The following is a 15,841-nucleotide window of genomic DNA, read 5'->3' on the forward strand; positions in this document are numbered from 1 at the left end:
CGCCCAGGAAGGGGAAAACCATGACGCCTGAACGATTTGCCCAATTGGCCGAGGCTTACGGCGGCCACTTGCACCGTTGGCCGCGCGCCGAACAGGCCGAGGCCCAGGCCCTGCTGGATGCAGGCGATGCCAGCCTCCTTGAGGTGCTGCATCAGGCGCGATGGCTCGACGGCCAGCTGGACGGCTATCAACTGGCACCCGTCGACCCNNAATCGTTTCCCCAGCGCCAGTCCTTCTGGGCGCGCTACGCCGGCTGGCTGTCGCCGGCCGGTTTTGTTGGCGTGGGCATCGCCGGGGTCGCCGCCGGAATCCTGGTGGCATCGTTGAGCGTGCCGTTGCCCATGCTTGGCCCTGAAGTACTGCCGAGTGTCTTCGACCAGGGCGACGCCGAAGTCGTCTTCACCGTCAACGCCGAGGAAAGCGAGCAATGACCCCGTCACCCAAGTACCTGAAGCCGCTGCTGGTTGTGTCGGTGTTGTTCAACGTGTTTTTGATCGGCGGTGTCGGCGGTGGCTTGTACCATTGGTTGGCGAACACCAAGCCCGCCGAGGCGGTGGTTAACCAGCATGGCCTGCGCCAGGCGATGGTCAAGCTGCCGCCGGAACGGCGCAAGGAACTGCGCCAGTTGTTGCGCCAGAACCGCGCCGACAGCCAGCCGCTGGTACTTGCCGGGCGCGAGGCGCGGCTGGACGTGATCAAGCAACTGGAGGCGNNGCGGACATGGCGCTCAGGGCGCTGGTGGACAACACCCTGGCGCAGTTCGCCAGCACCTTGCCCCGGGATGAGCGCCAGCGGTTGGTGGAGGCGTTGTATATGAAGGGGCAGGCGAAGGGCAAGGTCGCCAAGAGCCACTGAAGATCGTTCCCACGCTCTGCGTGGGAATGCCGCCCCGGACGCTCTGCGTCCAATTGGCGATGCAAGGTTCAAGTCTTGCGCAGTGGTGACGCGGAGCGTCACGGGATGCGTTCCCACGCAGAGCGTGGGAACGAGCATTAATAACCGAGACGGGCGACGGATTTTCCCGGGTGGCGGCGTTTAACCCGGGTAGGCCCGCCACTCAGGCGAAGGCCAATCTCATTGGGGAACCGTGCCATGTCCCGCCTATTCAAAGCTACGCTGGCCGCCACGTTGATGGCGGCTGCGTTGTCCGGTTGTATTGTCGAGCCTGTTCATCCGCGGCGTCCGCCGCCTTTGGTCGAGGTGGTGCCGGTGGCGCCGGCGCCAGGGTATCAGTGGGTGCGGGGGCACTATCGCTGGGGGAACGGGCAGTGGTTATGGGTGCCGGGGCATTGGCGGTACTGATCCACCACACGTTCAACTGCGACACCGAAACCCTGTGGGAGCTGGCTTGCCTGCGATGGCATCACCGCGGTCTTACTGACAGACCGAGGTGCCTGCATCGCGGGCAAGCCCGGCTCCCACAGGTGACAGGGGCTCTGTCAGGACTTTCCTGAACGTCTCCACCAACGGCCGCAAGTTGATCCGATGCCACGCCGCCCACAGCGGCGTGGTGTAGGTCAGCCACGGCAGTTCTCGCAGCACAACGCCCGGCGGTGCATTGCGGCTCAAGCCCTTTTGCACCATCGCGACACCTAGCCCCGACGCCACCAACCCCAACGCGGTAAACGGCTCGCTGGCTTCCATTGGAATCTGCGGGGTAAACCCTGCCCGAATGCACGCCGCAACAAAGTCATCCGCCGGGTTTGCACCCGCTTTGCGCTGCACGCCAATCCATTGCTGCTCGGCCAGATGCTCAGGCAGCAACTCGCTGACGCTGGCCAGCGGATGCTGCTCGGGCAGCGCCAGCAGCATCGGATCGTCCAGCACTTGCAATGCCATCAGGTCCGGGTCATCCGCCGCCGGTGGTTCACCCACCAGAGCGATATCCAGGCTGCGTTGGCGCAGGCCTTCCAGCTGTTCGGCGGAGGGCAGGTTGTACAGGGCGATATGCACGTTGGGCCGCGCGTCACGCAGTACCTTCAGGGCGTTGGGCAGCACCCCCGCGTGCATGGCGTTTTCGATGTAGCCGATGCACAGTCCGCCTTCTTCGCCTTTACCCAATCGCCGGCCCAATGACTCCAGGCGGTTGGCGTGGGTCAGCAGCGCCTTGGTTTCGGCGAGGAACGTCTGGCCGTCGCGGGTCAGGCGGATGCGCTGTTGGCTGCGCTCGAACAGGGTCAGGCCCAGGCGCTCTTCCAATTGGGCAATCTGCCGGCTCAGGGGCGATTGGGAGATGTGCAACCGTTCGGCAGCACGCCCCACGTGTTCTTCTTCAGCGACTACAACGAAGTAGCGCAATTGGCGGAAGTCGATCATGTCAGACCTTAAGGGACTCAAGTTGGTCGCAGTATGTCTTGGACGGTCCGATCTCTGCAATCTACGATCTGCTCAACGGTCAACACAGCGACCTTGAACAATCTTGAGGATTTACCCCATGAGCTTGAAAGACAAACTGCCCGGCGTGCTGGGTTTTGGCACCGCCCCCTTGGGCAACATGTTCCGTGCGATTCCTGAAGAGGAGGCGCAAGCCACCGTTGAAGCGGCCTGGAACCAGGGCGTGCGTTACTTCGACACCGCACCGTTCTACGGCTCGGGCCTCTCGGAAATCCGCCTGGGCCAGGCCCTGTCCAAGTACAACCGTGACGACTATGTGCTCAGCACCAAGGTCGGCCGGGTGATCCTGGATGAAGTGGAAGAAAGCGCCCGCGACCTTGGCGAGAAAAGCGGCGTGTTTGAACATGGCCGGCCGAACAAGATGGTCAACGACTACAGCGCCGATGCCACCCTGCGCTCCATCGAAGACAGCCTCAACCGCCTGCAAACCGACCGCCTCGACATCGTGTGGATTCACGACATCGCCCAGGACTTCTACGGTGATCAATGGCTGGACTACTTCAATCAGGCGCGCACCGGTGCTTTCAAAGTACTGACCCGCCTGCGCGAAGAAGGCGTGATCAAGGCCTGGGGCCTGGGCGTCAATCGGGTCGAGCCTTGCGAGTTGACCCTGGACCTGGCCGAAGCCCAGCCCGACGGTTTCCTGCTTGCCGGTCGCTACACCTTGCTCGACCATGAACGCGCCTTGCAGCGCTTGATGGATGCAGCCCAGGCGCAGAACGTCGAGATCGTGGTCGGTGGCCCTTACAGCTCCGGGATCCTGGCGGGCGGCGCACATTTTGAGTACCAGAAAGCCAGCCCGGCGATCATCAGCAAGGTCGAGCAGATCAAGGCGATTGCCGCGGCCCATGGCGTGAGTGTGAAAGCCGCTGCACTGCAATTCTCCCTGGCTCACCCGGCAGTGGCCGCAGTGATTCCGGGTGCCAGTCGTCCGGGGCGCATTGCTGAAGACGTCGCGGCGTTGTCAGAGAAGATTCCCGCAGCCTTTTGGCAGGCCCTGCGCGAGGCCCGATTGATTTCGGCCCGTGCACCGTTGCCGCTCTAACCACAGGAACGCGAACATGAAAATTGATATCAGTGGCAAAGTCGCAATCGTCAGTGGCAGCACCGCCGGCATAGGCCTGGGCATCAGCCAGGCGCTGGCGCAATCCGGCGCTACGGTGGTGGTGATCGGGCGTGAATCGGGCAAGGTCGACGAGGCGCTGGCGACCATTCGCCAGGCCGTGCCCGGCGCGGATCTGCGTGGGCTGGTGGCGGACCTCGGTACGGCCGAGGGCGCTGAAAAGCTGTTCGCCGCCGAGCCGCGCGCCGATATCCTGGTGAACAACCTCGGGATCTTCAACGACGTCGATTTCTTTGACGCTCCCGACAGCGAGTGGACGCGTTTCTACGAGGTCAACGTGATCTCCGGTGTGCGTTTGTCACGGCATTACACGCCGGGCATGGTCGAGCAGGGCTGGGGCCGGGTGATCTTTGTGTCGTCGGAATCCGGGGTGGCAACGCCGGCTGACATGATCAATTACGGCGTGACCAAAAGCGCCAACCTGGCGGTGTCCCATGGCTTGGCCAAACGCCTGGCGGGCACCGGGGTGACGGTCAATGCGATCCTGCCGGGGCCGACCTTTACCGATGGCCTGGAGCACATGCTCAAGGACGCCGTGGCCAAGTCCGGGCGCAGTGCGCGGGACGAGGCGGATGTGTTTGTGCGCAATGCGCGGCCGACGTCGATCATCCAGCGCGCAGCGAATGTGGATGAAGTGGCGAATCTGGTGGCGTACATTGCTTCACCGTTGTCCTCTGCCACCACCGGTGCCGCGTTGCGGGTCGACGGCGGTGTTGTCGACAGCATGGCGATCTGATTTTTCTTGAATGGTTTGGAGTGTTAATCGTGGCAAAAGCATCTGCTGTTATTGAAATCCCGGTTTCGGCCGAACAGGTTTGGCAATTGGTCGGCGGCTTCAATTCGCTGCCGGACTGGCTGCCCTTTATCGTCAAGAGCGAGCCGAGTGAAGGCGGGCGCGTGCGTCATCTGCAAACGGCGGATGGTGGTGTGGTGGTGGAGCGGCTGCAACGCTTTGATGATGCGGCGCGTACCTACAGTTATTCGATCAGCGAGTCGCCGTTTCCGGTGAGTGAGTATCTGGCGACGTTGAAGGTTGAGGCGCTGGGTGACAGCTCCGCGAAGGTGACCTGGTCGGGTGTGTTCACTCCGGTGGCCGGTGTGACGGATGCGGCGGTGGAGGAGTTGTTCAGCGGTGTCTACAGCGGCGGGCTGGATGCGTTGCGGGGTAATTTTCCGGGCTGAATGAAGATCAAATGTGGGAGCGGGCTTGCTCGCGAATGCGGTGGATCAGTGCCAGATGGGTTGACTGACACTCCGCATTCGCGAGCAAGCCCGCTCCCACATTGGTTTTGTGGTGTTCTTCAGGCTTCAGGCTTCAGGCTTCGGGCATCAGTTGCTGGCGGCATTCGAGGATCAGCTTCGCGCCGCCTCGTTCGCTGCTGCCGACTTCCAGTTTGAAACCGTGCAGGTTGATGATCGCCGCCACAATCGACAGCCCCAAGCCAAACCCGCCTTGCTGTTGATTGCCTTCGTCCACTCGATAAAAACGCTGGAACACTGCCGCACGTTCCGCCGCCGGAATCCCGGGCCCGGAGTCGAGCACTTCGATGCGGGTGCTGCCGGCATCGTTCACGCCTCGCAGGATCACTTCGCCGCCCGGCGGGGTGAATTTGATCGAGTTGCTCAGCAGGTTGGCCAGGGCTTCGAACAGCAAGGCGCGATCGCCGGTGATCCACGGTAACGAGGCCGGCACTTGCAGCAGCAGTTCCATCTGGCCTTCTTCTGCCAACGGCAGGTAGAAGTCGTGGAGTTCCTGCAGCAAGGGCAGGGGATCAAGCACCAGGAAGCCCGAGCGGCGCTGATGGTCTTCCAGTTCGGAAATCCGCAGCAGGCCGCGAAAACGCGCCATCAAGGTGTCGGTCTCGGCGATGGCCGCGTCCAGTTGCAGGGCGTGGGGCGCGTCTTCATCAGCCTGTTGCTGGATTCGGTACAGCTGTGCCCGCAGGCGCGTGAGCGGGGTGCGCAGGTCGTGGGCGATGTTGTCGCACACGCCCTTGACCTCGTTCATCAGCTTCTCGATACGGTCGAGCATCGCGTTGACGATGGCTGCCAGCATGTCCAGTTCGTCGCGTCGGTCGGACAATGGCAAACGGTGGGTCAGGTCGCCGGCCACGATGGCTTCGGCACTCGCCTGGATCCCGCGAATCCGCCGCAACGGGCGCCGCCTGAGCAGGTGCCAGCCGGCCGCGCCGGGAATGATCGTCAGGGTGATGCCCCACAGCAAGGCGTGCAGGATGATCCGCGTCACGCCGAACAGCGAGCCGTTGGCCCGCACCAGGATCAGCCAGCGGCCGTCTTCGGTGTGGGTGGCCACGGCGTCGCAGCTGTCGCGCGGCAGTTTCGGGTCGTCGGAGTCGATGCAGTTGGCCAGGGCGTGGATGTGTCCGTCCATTGGCAGGTCGGGCGGTATCACGCGGATCGGGCCGCTGATCGGGTTGAACTGATTGTCGAACAGGCCGTAGGCGTCAACGCCCTTCATGTCGAAGGTCATGCTGGTGGTCAGGGCTTCCACCAGCTCTTCGCCGTCAAACCGCTGGAACAGGTGCTGGCGCTGCATCAGGGAGTGGCGCGAGAGGTCGCCCAGGTAACCGGACACCTCGTAGTACAGCACGCCCATGAGGATGCAGCTCCAGGCCACGAACAACGAACTGTAGAGCGCCAGCAGCCGGCTGCTGGAAGAGCGCCAGCCTTTAGAGGGGTTCAGCAATGACATACCCGGAACCTCGTACCGTGCGGATCAGCGGCGTGAGGCCCGGCGGGTCGATTTTTTTGCGCAGGCGACCGATGTGCACGTCGATCAGGTTGGTGCCCGGGTCGAAGTGATAACCCCAGACTTCCTCGAAGATCATCATCCGCGAGAGGATTTGCCCGGTGTTGCGCATCAGGAATTCCAGCAGTTTGTATTCGGTCGGCAACAGGCTCAGGGGCTGTTCGGCGCGGCTGGCTTCACGGCTGATCAGGTTCAGTTCCAGATCCGCCACGCGCAAGGCAGTTTCAAACTCCTTGACCGTGCTTTTGCGCCGCAGCAGCACTTCGACGCGGGCGGCCATTTCGTCGGAGGCGAACGGTTTGGTCAGGTAGTCATCACCACCGGCCCGCAGGCCACGTACCCGTTCATCCACATCGGAGAGGGCGCTGATCATCAGGATCGGCGTGGATACGCCGATGGTGCGCAGGGTGGTGACGATGGCCAGGCCATCCAGTTCCGGGAGCATGCGGTCGAGGGTGATCAGGTCGTAATCACCGCTGACGGCACGGACCAGGCCTTCGCGGCCATTGTCTACCCAGTCTACGTCCAGTCCATGGCTACTCAGCTCGGCAACGATCTCGCGGGCCGTTACGGCGTCGTCCTCGATGGTCAAAATGCGGGTCATAAGGATTACCTGGTGAGCGATTCACACTGAAGTGCGGGCATTTTGCCAAGAAATGATAGCCCGCTTCCTAAATAAAAATTTATGTAGGCACAAACGACACAATTCACCATAACCCGCTGAATCTGAACGAACGCTGTGTGTGTAGGATTTTTTGCATGCCACGGCGTGCGTACGGGTTATTTCCTACGAGGAATGCAATACGCCCGCCGCTCCGGGCCATTTCTTGCAAGTTGCATGGTTCAGATTAGTTCAACTTAATTAAGTTATTGAAATATATGAAGTTTTAATTTTCGAGCTTCTGGCACGTCGCCTGCACTGTCCCTTTTGAGACTTGTAACACTATTTTTCATGCCTGGAGCAAAACAACAATGATTACATCCTCATCCACGCTGCAAGAGTCGAGCACGCTCTCCGGGGTTTCCTGGGGCGCGATCTTTGCCGGGGCCGCTGCCGCGGCTGCGCTGTCCTTGATTCTGGTACTGCTGGGCTTCGGCCTGGGCTTTTCGGCGGTGTCGCCGTGGGCCGACAGTGGCATCAGCGCCAAAGGGCTTGGCATTTCTACCATTGTCTGGCTGGCGGTTACGCAAATCATCGCGTCGGGGATGGGCGGTTACATCGCCGGTCGCCTGCGGGTGAAATGGGCCAATATGCACGGCGATGAGGTGTACTTTCGCGACACCGCCCATGGCTTCCTGGCCTGGGCCGTGGCGACACTGGTGACGGCGGTGCTGATCGTCGGTTCGGTCAGCAGTGTGGTCAGCGGTGGTGTGAAGGCCGGTGCCAGTGTGGCCTCGGGTGCCGTCAGTGGCATGAGCCAGGTGGCTGGCGCTGCCTCCAAGGGCGAAGACTTTGGCTACTACGTCGACAGCCTGTTCCGTGATGATCGCCCGGCCGCCGTCAGTGATGACGCGGTGCATGGTGTGGTCGCTCGCATCTTCGCTCGTACCGTGAGCAACAATGGTCAGTTGGCACCTGAAGACCGTGCGTACCTTGCACAGTTGATCAGCCAGCGGACCAACCTCAGCCAGGCCGATGCCGAGGCGCGTGTTGACCAGGTCTATGGCCAGGCTCAAAAAGCCCTGGATGACGCCAAGTTGAAAGCCAAGCAGGCTGCCGACACGGCTGCAAAAGTGGCTGCCTACACGTCGCTGTGGACTTTCGTGGCGCTGTTGATCGGTGCGTTTTTTGCCAGCCTCGCTGCAACCTTTGGTGGTCGTCGCCGGGATGCCGTGGTGTATCTGGAAACCACTCCCCACACCACTTCCGTTCGTTAATTCAAGGAGAACGTCATGCGCTCATTACTGCTGTTTTTCCTCGGTGTGCCTATCCCGGTCATTATCCTGATCGCGATCTTCATGCACTGATCCTGAGGCTTGCTCGGTCCTCATGTGGGAGCGGGCTTGCTGGCGAAAAAAGCGGTGTATCAGTCACATATGAACTGGCTGATACACCGCTTTCGCGAGCAAGCCCGCTCCCACATTTTGTTTTGTGTCGTTGCTGCATTCCGGGCGAAGGCGAAATCTCCGGATTTTGTTAATTGTTGCTTAACCGCCTTTTGGCTAAGCTCCCGTCCCATGAGCCGCTATCTGCGTTTTTTCCTGGTCCTGCTGTTGAGTCTTGCGCTTCCCCTGACCGGGATGGCGGGTGTGCCGTCGAGCACCGAGCCGTGCCCGATGCAGATGTCCGACATGCAGATGATGAGCGACATGGCCCCTGACTGTTGCCAGGACGGCGCAGCTGCCGACCACGGCAAAAGCTGCAAGCCCGGCCAGGAGTGCAAGACCGGCGGCATGCTGCAATTGTCGATGCCGGTGCTCAAGGCCCCGGTGACTGCTTCCAATGCGCTGGTTGTCAGCGTCTCTTCCGACTTCATTCCCGACCGCACGCCGTCCGGCGTCTGGCGCCCGCCCCGTAGCTGAATCCTGTTGCACCTGAAGACTCGTCCCTGAACCGGGACGGCCTTGCTGTGGGCCGCGTAAAGCGGTGCGCAGCGCAACAGAACAGGACACTTCAAGATGAATTTCCTATGCGTGCGTGCCCTGGTGATGGGCGTGCTGGCGTGGCCGACGCTGGCGTCTGCGCTGACCCTGGATGAGGCCTTGCGCCTGGCGCAAAACAACGCGCCGTCGCTGACGGCTGAATCCTCCAAATTGCAGGCCGCGACCCAGGCGGCGATTCCGGCCGGCGAACTGCCGGACCCGAAACTGGTAGTAGGCCTGCAAAATTTCCCCGTCGGCGGGCCCAATCGCGGCACGTTGTATGGCGATGACATGACCGAGCAAATGATCGGCATCCAGCAACAAGTGCCCAGCCGCGACAAGCGCAAGGCACGGGTTGAGTTGGCGTCGGCCAGCGTGGACACGGCTGCCGCCGAAGGCCGGATCGAGCGCTTGAATGTGCGTCAGGCCACCGCCCAGGCGTGGATTCGCGCCTATGCGGTGGAGCGTAAAGAGGCGCTGTTCAAGGACTTCTATCAGCAAAATCGCCTGCTGCAAGACACCGTGCGTGCGCAACTGGCCGGCGGTCGCGGGCAGCCTTCCGACGTGGTGATCCCGAAGCAAGAAGCGGCTGACCTGGCCGAGCGCGAGGATGAGCTGATCCAGCAACGCGCCCAGGCCCGGGCGGCCCTCAAGCGCTGGATCGGCCCGGCCGCCAGTGAAGCCCCCAGCGGGCAATTGCCGAACTGGAAAATCGACACCACCGGCTTCACCCACAACCTGCACCAGCACCCGGTTCTGCAAGCCTTTGCACCGCGCACCCGCGAGGCCGAAGCCCGGCTGAACGAGGCCAAGGCGCAAAAGACCTCGGACTGGAGTTGGGAAGTGGACTACCAGCACCGAGGCCGTGAGTACGGCGACATGGTCAGCCTGCAATTCACCTTCGATTTGCCGATCTTCCCCGGTCGCCGACAAAACCCCGGTATCGCCGCCAAGCAGGCCGAACTCGACCAACTGGACGCCGAACGCGAAGCCAAGACCCGTGAACATACCCAGGAACTCGAAGACGACCTGGCCAACTACCAGCGCCTGGACCGCGCCGTGCAGCGCAGCCAGGACAGCCTGGTGCCGCTGTCCGAGGAGAAAGTGTCGCTGAGCCTGGCGGGGTATCGCGCGGGCAAGGGCGACCTGATGAGCGTGGTCAGCGCCCGCCGCGAGTGGGTCGAGGCGCGCTTCAAACAGATTGACGCCATTGAGCAGCGTGCCCTGACCGGCGCCCAGCTGTATTTCGCTTACGGGGAACCCGCCAATGAATAACCGAATCGTGAATATGGCCCTGTTGGGCGGCGTCCTGCTGCTGGGTCTGGGTGGCGGCTATTGGCTGGCGCAGACACGCGAGGCACAGCCGGCCATGGCCGGGACGATGCAGGCGCCGGACGAGAAAAAGGCGCTGTACTGGTACGACCCGATGTACCCGCAGCAAAAATTCGACAAGCCGGGCAAGTCGCCCTTCATGGACATGCAACTGGTGCCGCGCTACGCCGGTGGCGCCGAGGAGAGTGCGGCGATTCAGATCGACCCCAGCCTGACCCAGAACATCGGCGTGCGCCTGGCGAGCGTCAGCCGTGGGGTGCTGGCGTCGAGTCTTGAGCTGTCGGGAATCCTCGCCTTCAACGACCGCGATGTGGCGGTGGTGCAGGCGCGCGCTGCCGGATTTGTCGAGCGGGTTTACGCCCGTGCGCCGGGGGATGTGCTCAAGGCCCAGGCGCCCCTGGCGGACATTCTGGTGCCGGAATGGGCTGCCGCGCAGGAAGAGTTTCTTGCCCTGCGCCACAGCGATCCCGGCCTGTTGGCCGCCGCCCGCCAGCGCCTGCGCCTGAGTGGCATGCCCGCCGGGCTGATCACGCAGATGGAGCGCAGCGGCCGAGCGCAATCGGTGATGACCATCACCACCCCGCTGGGCGGCGCGTTGCAAACCCTGGACGTACGCGAAGGCATGACCGTCGCGGCGGGCCAAACCCTGGCGCGGGTCAATGGCCTGGGCACCGTGTGGCTGCAGGTCGCCGTGCCTGAAGCCCAGGGCGCCGCGCTGGCCGTTGGGCAAACGGTCGAGAGCCGTTTTGTCGGGTTGCCGGGACAAGTCGTCAAAGGCACCGTCGCCGCGATTCTGCCGGCAACTGCCATGGACAGCCGCACCGTGCAGGTTCGGGTCGAACTGCCCAACCCTGACGGTATGTTGCGCCCCGGTATGACCGCCCAGGTGCGCCTGGCCCAATCCAGCGGCCAATCGGTGCTGTTGCTGCCGAGCGAGGCGTTGATTCGCACCGGCAAACGCGTGCTGGTGATGGTGGCCGAGGAGGGCGGGCGATATCGCCCGGTAGAAGTCCAGGTAGGTGCAGAAAACCAGGACAACACCGTCATCCTCGCCGGCCTGCAGGAAGGCCAGCAGGTGGTGGCCTCCGGTCAATTTCTGCTGGACTCCGAAGCAAGTTTGAAGGGAATTATCACTCAATCGTCCGGCAGTTTTTCAGATGAGGGGGCCATGGACGGCATGAGCATGCAACCGGGAGCCAGGCCATGATCGCCCTGTTGATTCGCTGGTCGGTGGCCAACCGCTTTTTGGTGTTGTTGGCGACTTTATTCGTGACGGCTTGGGGTTTGTGGTCGATCCAGAACACCCCGGTGGACGCCTTGCCGGACCTGTCGGATGTGCAGGTGATCATCCGCACGCCGTACCCGGGCCAGGCCCCGCAGATTGTCGAGAACCAGGTCACTTACCCGATGACCACCACCATGCTCTCGGTGCCGGGGGCGAAGACCGTGCGTGGCTTTTCGTTCTTCGGCGACAGCTATGTTTACGTGCTGTTCGACGAAGGCACCGACCTGTATTGGGCGCGCTCGCGGGTGCTGGAATACCTGAGCCAGTTGCAGGCGCGTTTGCCGGCATCGGCCAAGCCGGCGCTGGGCCCGGATGCCACCGGTGTCGGCTGGATCTACCAGTACGCGCTGGTGGACCGCACCGGCAAACACGACCTGGCGCAACTGCGCTCGTTGCAGGACTGGTTCCTCAAGTTCGAGCTCAAGACCCTGCCCAATGTCGCCGAAGTGGCGACCATCGGCGGCCAGGTCAAGCAGTACCAGGTGCAGATCGACCCGCTGGCCCTGGCCAGTCGCGGCATCACCCAGGCCCAGGTGGTGGAAGCCATCGGCAAGGCCAACCAGGAAACCGGCGGTTCGGTGCTGAACATGGGTGAGTCGGAATACATGGTGCGTGCGTCCGGCTACCTGAAAACCCTGGAGGACTTTCGCGGCATTCCCCTGCGGCTCGACACCCACAACGTGCCGGTGACCCTTGGGGATGTGGCGACGATCCAGCTGGGCCCGGACATGCGCCGGGGCATCAGTGAACTGGATGGCGAAGGCGAGGCGGTGGGCGGCGTGGTGATCCTGCGCAGCGGCAAGAACGCCCGCGAGGCCATCGCGGCGGTCAAGACCAAGCTGGAGCAACTGCAAACCAGCCTGCCGCCCGGGGTGGAAATCGTCACCACCTACGATCGCAGCAAACTCATCGATCGCGCCGTGGACAACCTCAGCCACAAGCTGCTCGAAGAGTTCCTGGTGGTGGCGCTGGTGTGCGGGATCTTCCTGTGGCACCTGCGCTCCTCGCTGGTGGCGATCATTTCGTTGCCGGTGGGGGTGTTGATTGCCTTTATCGTCATGCGCTTCCAGGGCATCAACGCGAACATCATGTCCCTGGGCGGGATTGCGATTGCCATCGGCGCGATGGTCGATGGCGCGGTGGTGATGATCGAGAATGCCCACAAGAAAATCGAAGCCTGGCACCACGCGCATCCGAACCAGGAATTGAAGGGGGAGGCGCATTGGAAGGTCATCACAGATGCGGCAGTGGAGGTGGGGCCGGCGTTGTTTTTCTGCCTGCTGATCATCACCTTGTCGTTTATCCCGGTGTTCACCCTGCAAGCCCAGGAAGGCCGCTTGTTCGGGCCGCTGGCCTACACCAAGACCTATGCCATGGCCGCTGCGGCGGGGTTGTCGGTGACCCTGATCCCGGTGCTGATGGGCTACTGGATTCGCGGGCGTATTCCCGATGAGCAACGCAACCCGCTGAATCGCGGCCTGATCAAACTCTACCAACCGGCCCTCGACGCGGTGTTGCGCTGGCCGCGCATGACCTTGCTGGTCGCGCTGCTGATGGTCGCCAGTGCGTTATGGCCGGTGTCGCACCTGGGCGGTGAATTCCTGCCGCCGCTGGATGAGGGTGACCTGTTGTATATGCCGTCGGCGTTGCCTGGTTTGTCGACGCAAACTGCCGGCGCATTGCTGCAACGTACAGACCGCTTGATCAAGAGCGTGCCGGAAGTCGCCCACGTGTTCGGCAAGGCCGGCCGCGCCGAAACCGCCACCGACCCGGCGCCGCTGGAAATGTTCGAAACCACCATCGAGTTCAAGCCGCGAGACCAATGGCGCCCCGGCATGACTCCGGAAAAACTGGTGAAGGAACTCGACCGGGTGGTGCAGGTGCCGGGGCTGACCAACATCTGGATTCCGCCAATCCGCAACCGTATCGACATGCTCGCCACCGGGGTCAAAAGCCCGATCGGCGTGAAGGTCGCGGGTTCCAGCCTGATGGACATCGACGCCGTGACCCAGGCCGTGGAAAAGGTCGCCAAGACGGTGCCCGGCGTCAGCTCGGCGCTGGCGGAACGCCTGACGGGCGGGCGCTACATCGACGTGGATATCGACCGCCCGGCCGCCGCGCGTTATGGCCTGAACATCACCGATGTGCAGTCCATTGTCTCCGGGGCGATTGGCGGGGAAAACATCGGCGAGACCGTCGAAGGCTTGGCGCGGTTTCCCATCAACCTGCGCTACCCGAAAGAATGGCGCGACTCGGTGAGCGCGTTGAGCAACCTGCCGATCTATACCCCGTCGGGTAGCCAGATCACCCTGGGCACCGTGGCCAGGATCAAGGTCAGCGAAGGCCCGCCGATGCTCAAGAGCGAAAACGCCCGGCCTTCCGGCTGGGTGTACATTGACGTGCGTGATCGCGACCTGGCGTCGGTGGTGAAGGACTTGCGTGAAGCGATCAACCAGAACGTGCAACTGCAACCGGGCATGAGCCTCAGCTACTCGGGGCAGTTCGAGTTCCTGGAGCGGGCCAATGAACGCCTGAAACTGGTGGTGCCGGCGACTTTGCTGATCATCTTCGTGCTGCTGTACCTGACGTTCCGGCGGGTGGATGAGGCGCTGCTGATCCTCGCCACGTTGCCGTTCGCGCTGACGGGTGGGGTGTGGTTGCTGTACTGGCTGGGCTTCAACCTGTCGGTGGCGACGGGTGTTGGATTTATCGCGTTGGCGGGGGTGTCGGCGGAGTTCGGCGTGATCATGCTGCTGTATTTGAAAAACGCCTGGGCCGAACGCCAGGGAGGAGGGGACCAGGCCCTGCTGGAAGCCATCACCGAAGGTGCCGTATTACGCGTGCGGCCCAAGGCGATGACCGTGGCCGTAATCATCGCCGGCTTGCTGCCGATCCTTTTAGGCGGTGGCACCGGCAGCGAAGTCATGAGCCGGATTGCCGCCCCCATGATTGGCGGCATGCTCACAGCGCCGCTGCTATCCCTGTTCGTCATCCCGGCGGCATATAGGCTAATGCGCAAATCCAAAAGCTAACGACAATCAAATGTGGGAGCGGGCTTGCTCGCGAAAGCGGTGTGTCAGTCGCCAGATGCCGTGGCTGACCCACCGCGTTCGCGAGCAAGCCCGCTCCCACATTTAGACCTCATTCAGCCTGACCCACCGCTCCTCCTTGGCCGCCACCCGAATCGCCGTGGCCAACCGCTCAATCTCCCAAGCCGCCGCAAAATCCGTCCCGTCACTGCCCTTGCCGGCCAACGCCATCACCAACTCATGCACCTCCAGCGTCTTCAACTCGTTGTACCCCAACTGATGCCCCGGCGCCGGACTGAACGCCGCATACCCTGGCAACGAAGGCCCCGCCAACACCCGCTGAAACCCCTCCTGCCCAACCCGAAACAGCTGCAATTCATTCAACCGTTCCTGATCAAACAACAACGTGCCCCGCGTGCCACTGATCTCAAAGCTCAGGTGATTCTTATACCCATGCTTCAGCCAGCTACTGCTCACCGTCCCCCGTGCCCCATTGGCAAACCGCAACAACGCATGCACCTGGTCATCCACCGCAATCTCCCGCAGCGTCTCACTCCCGGCGGTGGCAGGCCGCTGCCCGTGCACCGTTTGCGTATCGGCACACACACTCACCACATCCCCCACCAAATACCGCGCCATGGACAGTAAATGACTGCCCAGATCCGCCAACGCACCGCCGGCATGTCCCACCTCACAGCGCCACGACCACGGCGACGCCGAATCCGCCATGAAATCCTCGCTGAACTCCCCCTGAAAACTGATGATCTCCCCCAACTCACCGCGGGCGATCAACTGCCGGGCCAAGCCAATCATCGGGTTGTGCTGATAGTTGTAACCCACCCGCGTCACCACCCCGGCCTTGCTCGCCGCATCACGCATCGCGGCCGCCTGCTCCAGGCTCACCGCCAGCGGCTTCTCGCAATACACCGCCTTGCCTGCCGCCAGTGCAGCCATGGCCATGGGGTAGTGCAAATGGTTGGGAGTAGTGATGGCGACAACATCCACCTTGGGATCGTCAATCAACTGCTGCCAGTCGCCATGGGCCTGGGCAAACCCCCAGTCAGCGGCGCAGCGTATTGCGCGCTCGGTATCGGCATCGGCCAGGGCGGCCAGCGTGAGCTTCACCGGCAGTTCAAACACCGCCCGCGCGTTATTAAACGCCAAGGCGTGGGCACGCCCCATAAAGCCTGTACCAATCAGGCCGATTCCGAGTTCGCGCATAGCCGGGTTCCTTCGAATTATTGTATTGAGAAGCCTATTTATGGAATAAATATTCCCAAAACTCAACACATAGAATAAAAATTCATTCCAAGGCCCACACCTCA

The 15,841-nt window shown here is 62.4% G+C and carries 14 protein-coding genes and 1 pseudogene; 11 read left to right on the forward strand and 4 right to left on the reverse strand.

Going from position 1 to position 15,841, the window contains the following annotated elements; genetic code table 11:
• Window positions 1–20 precede the first annotated feature (20 nt).
• From HX869_RS30290 to HX869_RS30300, 3 genes and pseudogenes are all read left to right on the forward strand, one after another.
• Entirely contained in the window at window positions 21–431 is a 411-nt protein-coding gene (locus HX869_RS30290; RefSeq protein ID WP_178904114.1) for a hypothetical protein, read from the forward strand.
• Window positions 428–855, forward strand: a pseudogene (locus HX869_RS30295) (periplasmic heavy metal sensor). The gene HX869_RS30290 and the pseudogene HX869_RS30295 overlap by 4 nt, the downstream one beginning before the upstream one ends.
• A 237-nt stretch (window positions 856–1,092) precedes the next feature.
• On the forward strand, window positions 1,093–1,302 hold the full coding sequence (locus HX869_RS30300; protein WP_080673247.1) for a YXWGXW repeat-containing protein: 210 nt from the start codon (window positions 1,093–1,095) through the stop codon (window positions 1,300–1,302).
• 72 nt (window positions 1,303–1,374) lie between these two features.
• Here HX869_RS30300 and HX869_RS30305 read toward each other — a convergent pair whose 3' ends face one another.
• Window positions 1,375–2,316, reverse strand: coding sequence for a LysR substrate-binding domain-containing protein (locus tag HX869_RS30305; RefSeq protein WP_008435969.1), 942 nt, complete (start codon window positions 2,314–2,316; stop codon window positions 1,375–1,377).
• Between the two features lie 118 nt (window positions 2,317–2,434).
• Between HX869_RS30305 and HX869_RS30310 the strand changes: the two genes are divergently transcribed.
• Genes HX869_RS30310 through HX869_RS30320 form a run of 3 tightly spaced genes read left to right on the forward strand, consistent with a single transcriptional unit; the run spans window position 2,435 to window position 4,699 of the window.
• Window positions 2,435–3,439, forward strand: a complete 1,005-nt coding sequence (locus HX869_RS30310) for an aldo/keto reductase (RefSeq protein WP_003219721.1) — start codon at window positions 2,435–2,437, stop codon at window positions 3,437–3,439.
• Between the two features lie 16 nt (window positions 3,440–3,455).
• The gene (locus HX869_RS30315; protein WP_003219722.1) at window positions 3,456–4,253 is read left to right on the forward strand and encodes an SDR family NAD(P)-dependent oxidoreductase; all 798 of its coding nucleotides are present in this window, start codon (window positions 3,456–3,458) and stop codon (window positions 4,251–4,253) included.
• A gap of 29 nt (window positions 4,254–4,282) precedes the next feature.
• A complete protein-coding gene (locus HX869_RS30320; protein WP_102369400.1) occupies window positions 4,283–4,699 on the forward strand; it encodes an SRPBCC family protein in 417 nt (138 codons plus the stop codon).
• 133 nt (window positions 4,700–4,832) lie between these two features.
• On the opposite strand, the gene HX869_RS30325 is transcribed toward HX869_RS30320, so the two are convergent.
• Both HX869_RS30325 and HX869_RS30330 read right to left on the reverse strand, forming a co-directional pair.
• Window positions 4,833–6,230 (reverse strand): cell wall metabolism sensor histidine kinase WalK, encoded by a 1,398-nt coding sequence (locus HX869_RS30325; RefSeq protein WP_003219725.1) that lies wholly within the window; start codon window positions 6,228–6,230, stop codon window positions 4,833–4,835.
• A complete protein-coding gene (locus tag HX869_RS30330) occupies window positions 6,208–6,891 on the reverse strand; it encodes a response regulator transcription factor (RefSeq protein ID WP_003219726.1) in 684 nt (227 codons plus the stop codon). Before HX869_RS30330 ends, HX869_RS30325 begins: the two co-directional genes overlap by 23 nt.
• A 368-nt stretch (window positions 6,892–7,259) precedes the next feature.
• On the opposite strand from HX869_RS30330, the gene HX869_RS30335 reads away from it, so the two are divergent.
• The 5 genes from HX869_RS30335 (at window position 7,260) to HX869_RS30355 (ending at window position 14,519) form a co-directional block, all read left to right on the forward strand.
• Window positions 7,260–8,165 carry a hypothetical protein gene (locus tag HX869_RS30335; protein ID WP_003219728.1) on the forward strand — a complete coding sequence of 302 codons (906 nt, stop codon included), beginning with the start codon at window positions 7,260–7,262 and terminating at the stop codon, window positions 8,163–8,165.
• Window positions 8,166–8,465: 300 nt separating this feature from the next.
• Entirely contained in the window at window positions 8,466–8,810 is a 345-nt protein-coding gene (locus tag HX869_RS30340) for a hypothetical protein (protein WP_102369398.1), read from the forward strand.
• 96 nt (window positions 8,811–8,906) lie between these two features.
• Window positions 8,907–10,145, forward strand: a complete 1,239-nt coding sequence (locus HX869_RS30345; protein ID WP_178904115.1) for a TolC family protein — start codon at window positions 8,907–8,909, stop codon at window positions 10,143–10,145.
• On the forward strand, window positions 10,138–11,409 hold the full coding sequence (locus HX869_RS30350) for an efflux RND transporter periplasmic adaptor subunit (protein ID WP_178904116.1): 1,272 nt from the start codon (window positions 10,138–10,140) through the stop codon (window positions 11,407–11,409). The genes HX869_RS30345 and HX869_RS30350 overlap by 8 nt, the downstream gene beginning before the upstream one ends.
• Window positions 11,406–14,519: an efflux RND transporter permease subunit gene (locus HX869_RS30355; protein ID WP_178904117.1), complete on the forward strand. Its 3,114-nt coding sequence runs from the start codon at window positions 11,406–11,408 to the stop codon at window positions 14,517–14,519. The genes HX869_RS30350 and HX869_RS30355 overlap by 4 nt, the downstream gene beginning before the upstream one ends.
• A 102-nt stretch (window positions 14,520–14,621) precedes the next feature.
• Here HX869_RS30355 and HX869_RS30360 read toward each other — a convergent pair whose 3' ends face one another.
• A complete protein-coding gene (locus tag HX869_RS30360) occupies window positions 14,622–15,737 on the reverse strand; it encodes a Gfo/Idh/MocA family protein (RefSeq protein ID WP_177019746.1) in 1,116 nt (371 codons plus the stop codon).
• Window positions 15,738–15,841 lie beyond the last annotated feature (104 nt).

Source organism: Pseudomonas sp. P7779 (assembly GCF_013386315.1).
Lineage (GTDB): Bacteria > Pseudomonadota > Gammaproteobacteria > Pseudomonadales > Pseudomonadaceae > Aquipseudomonas.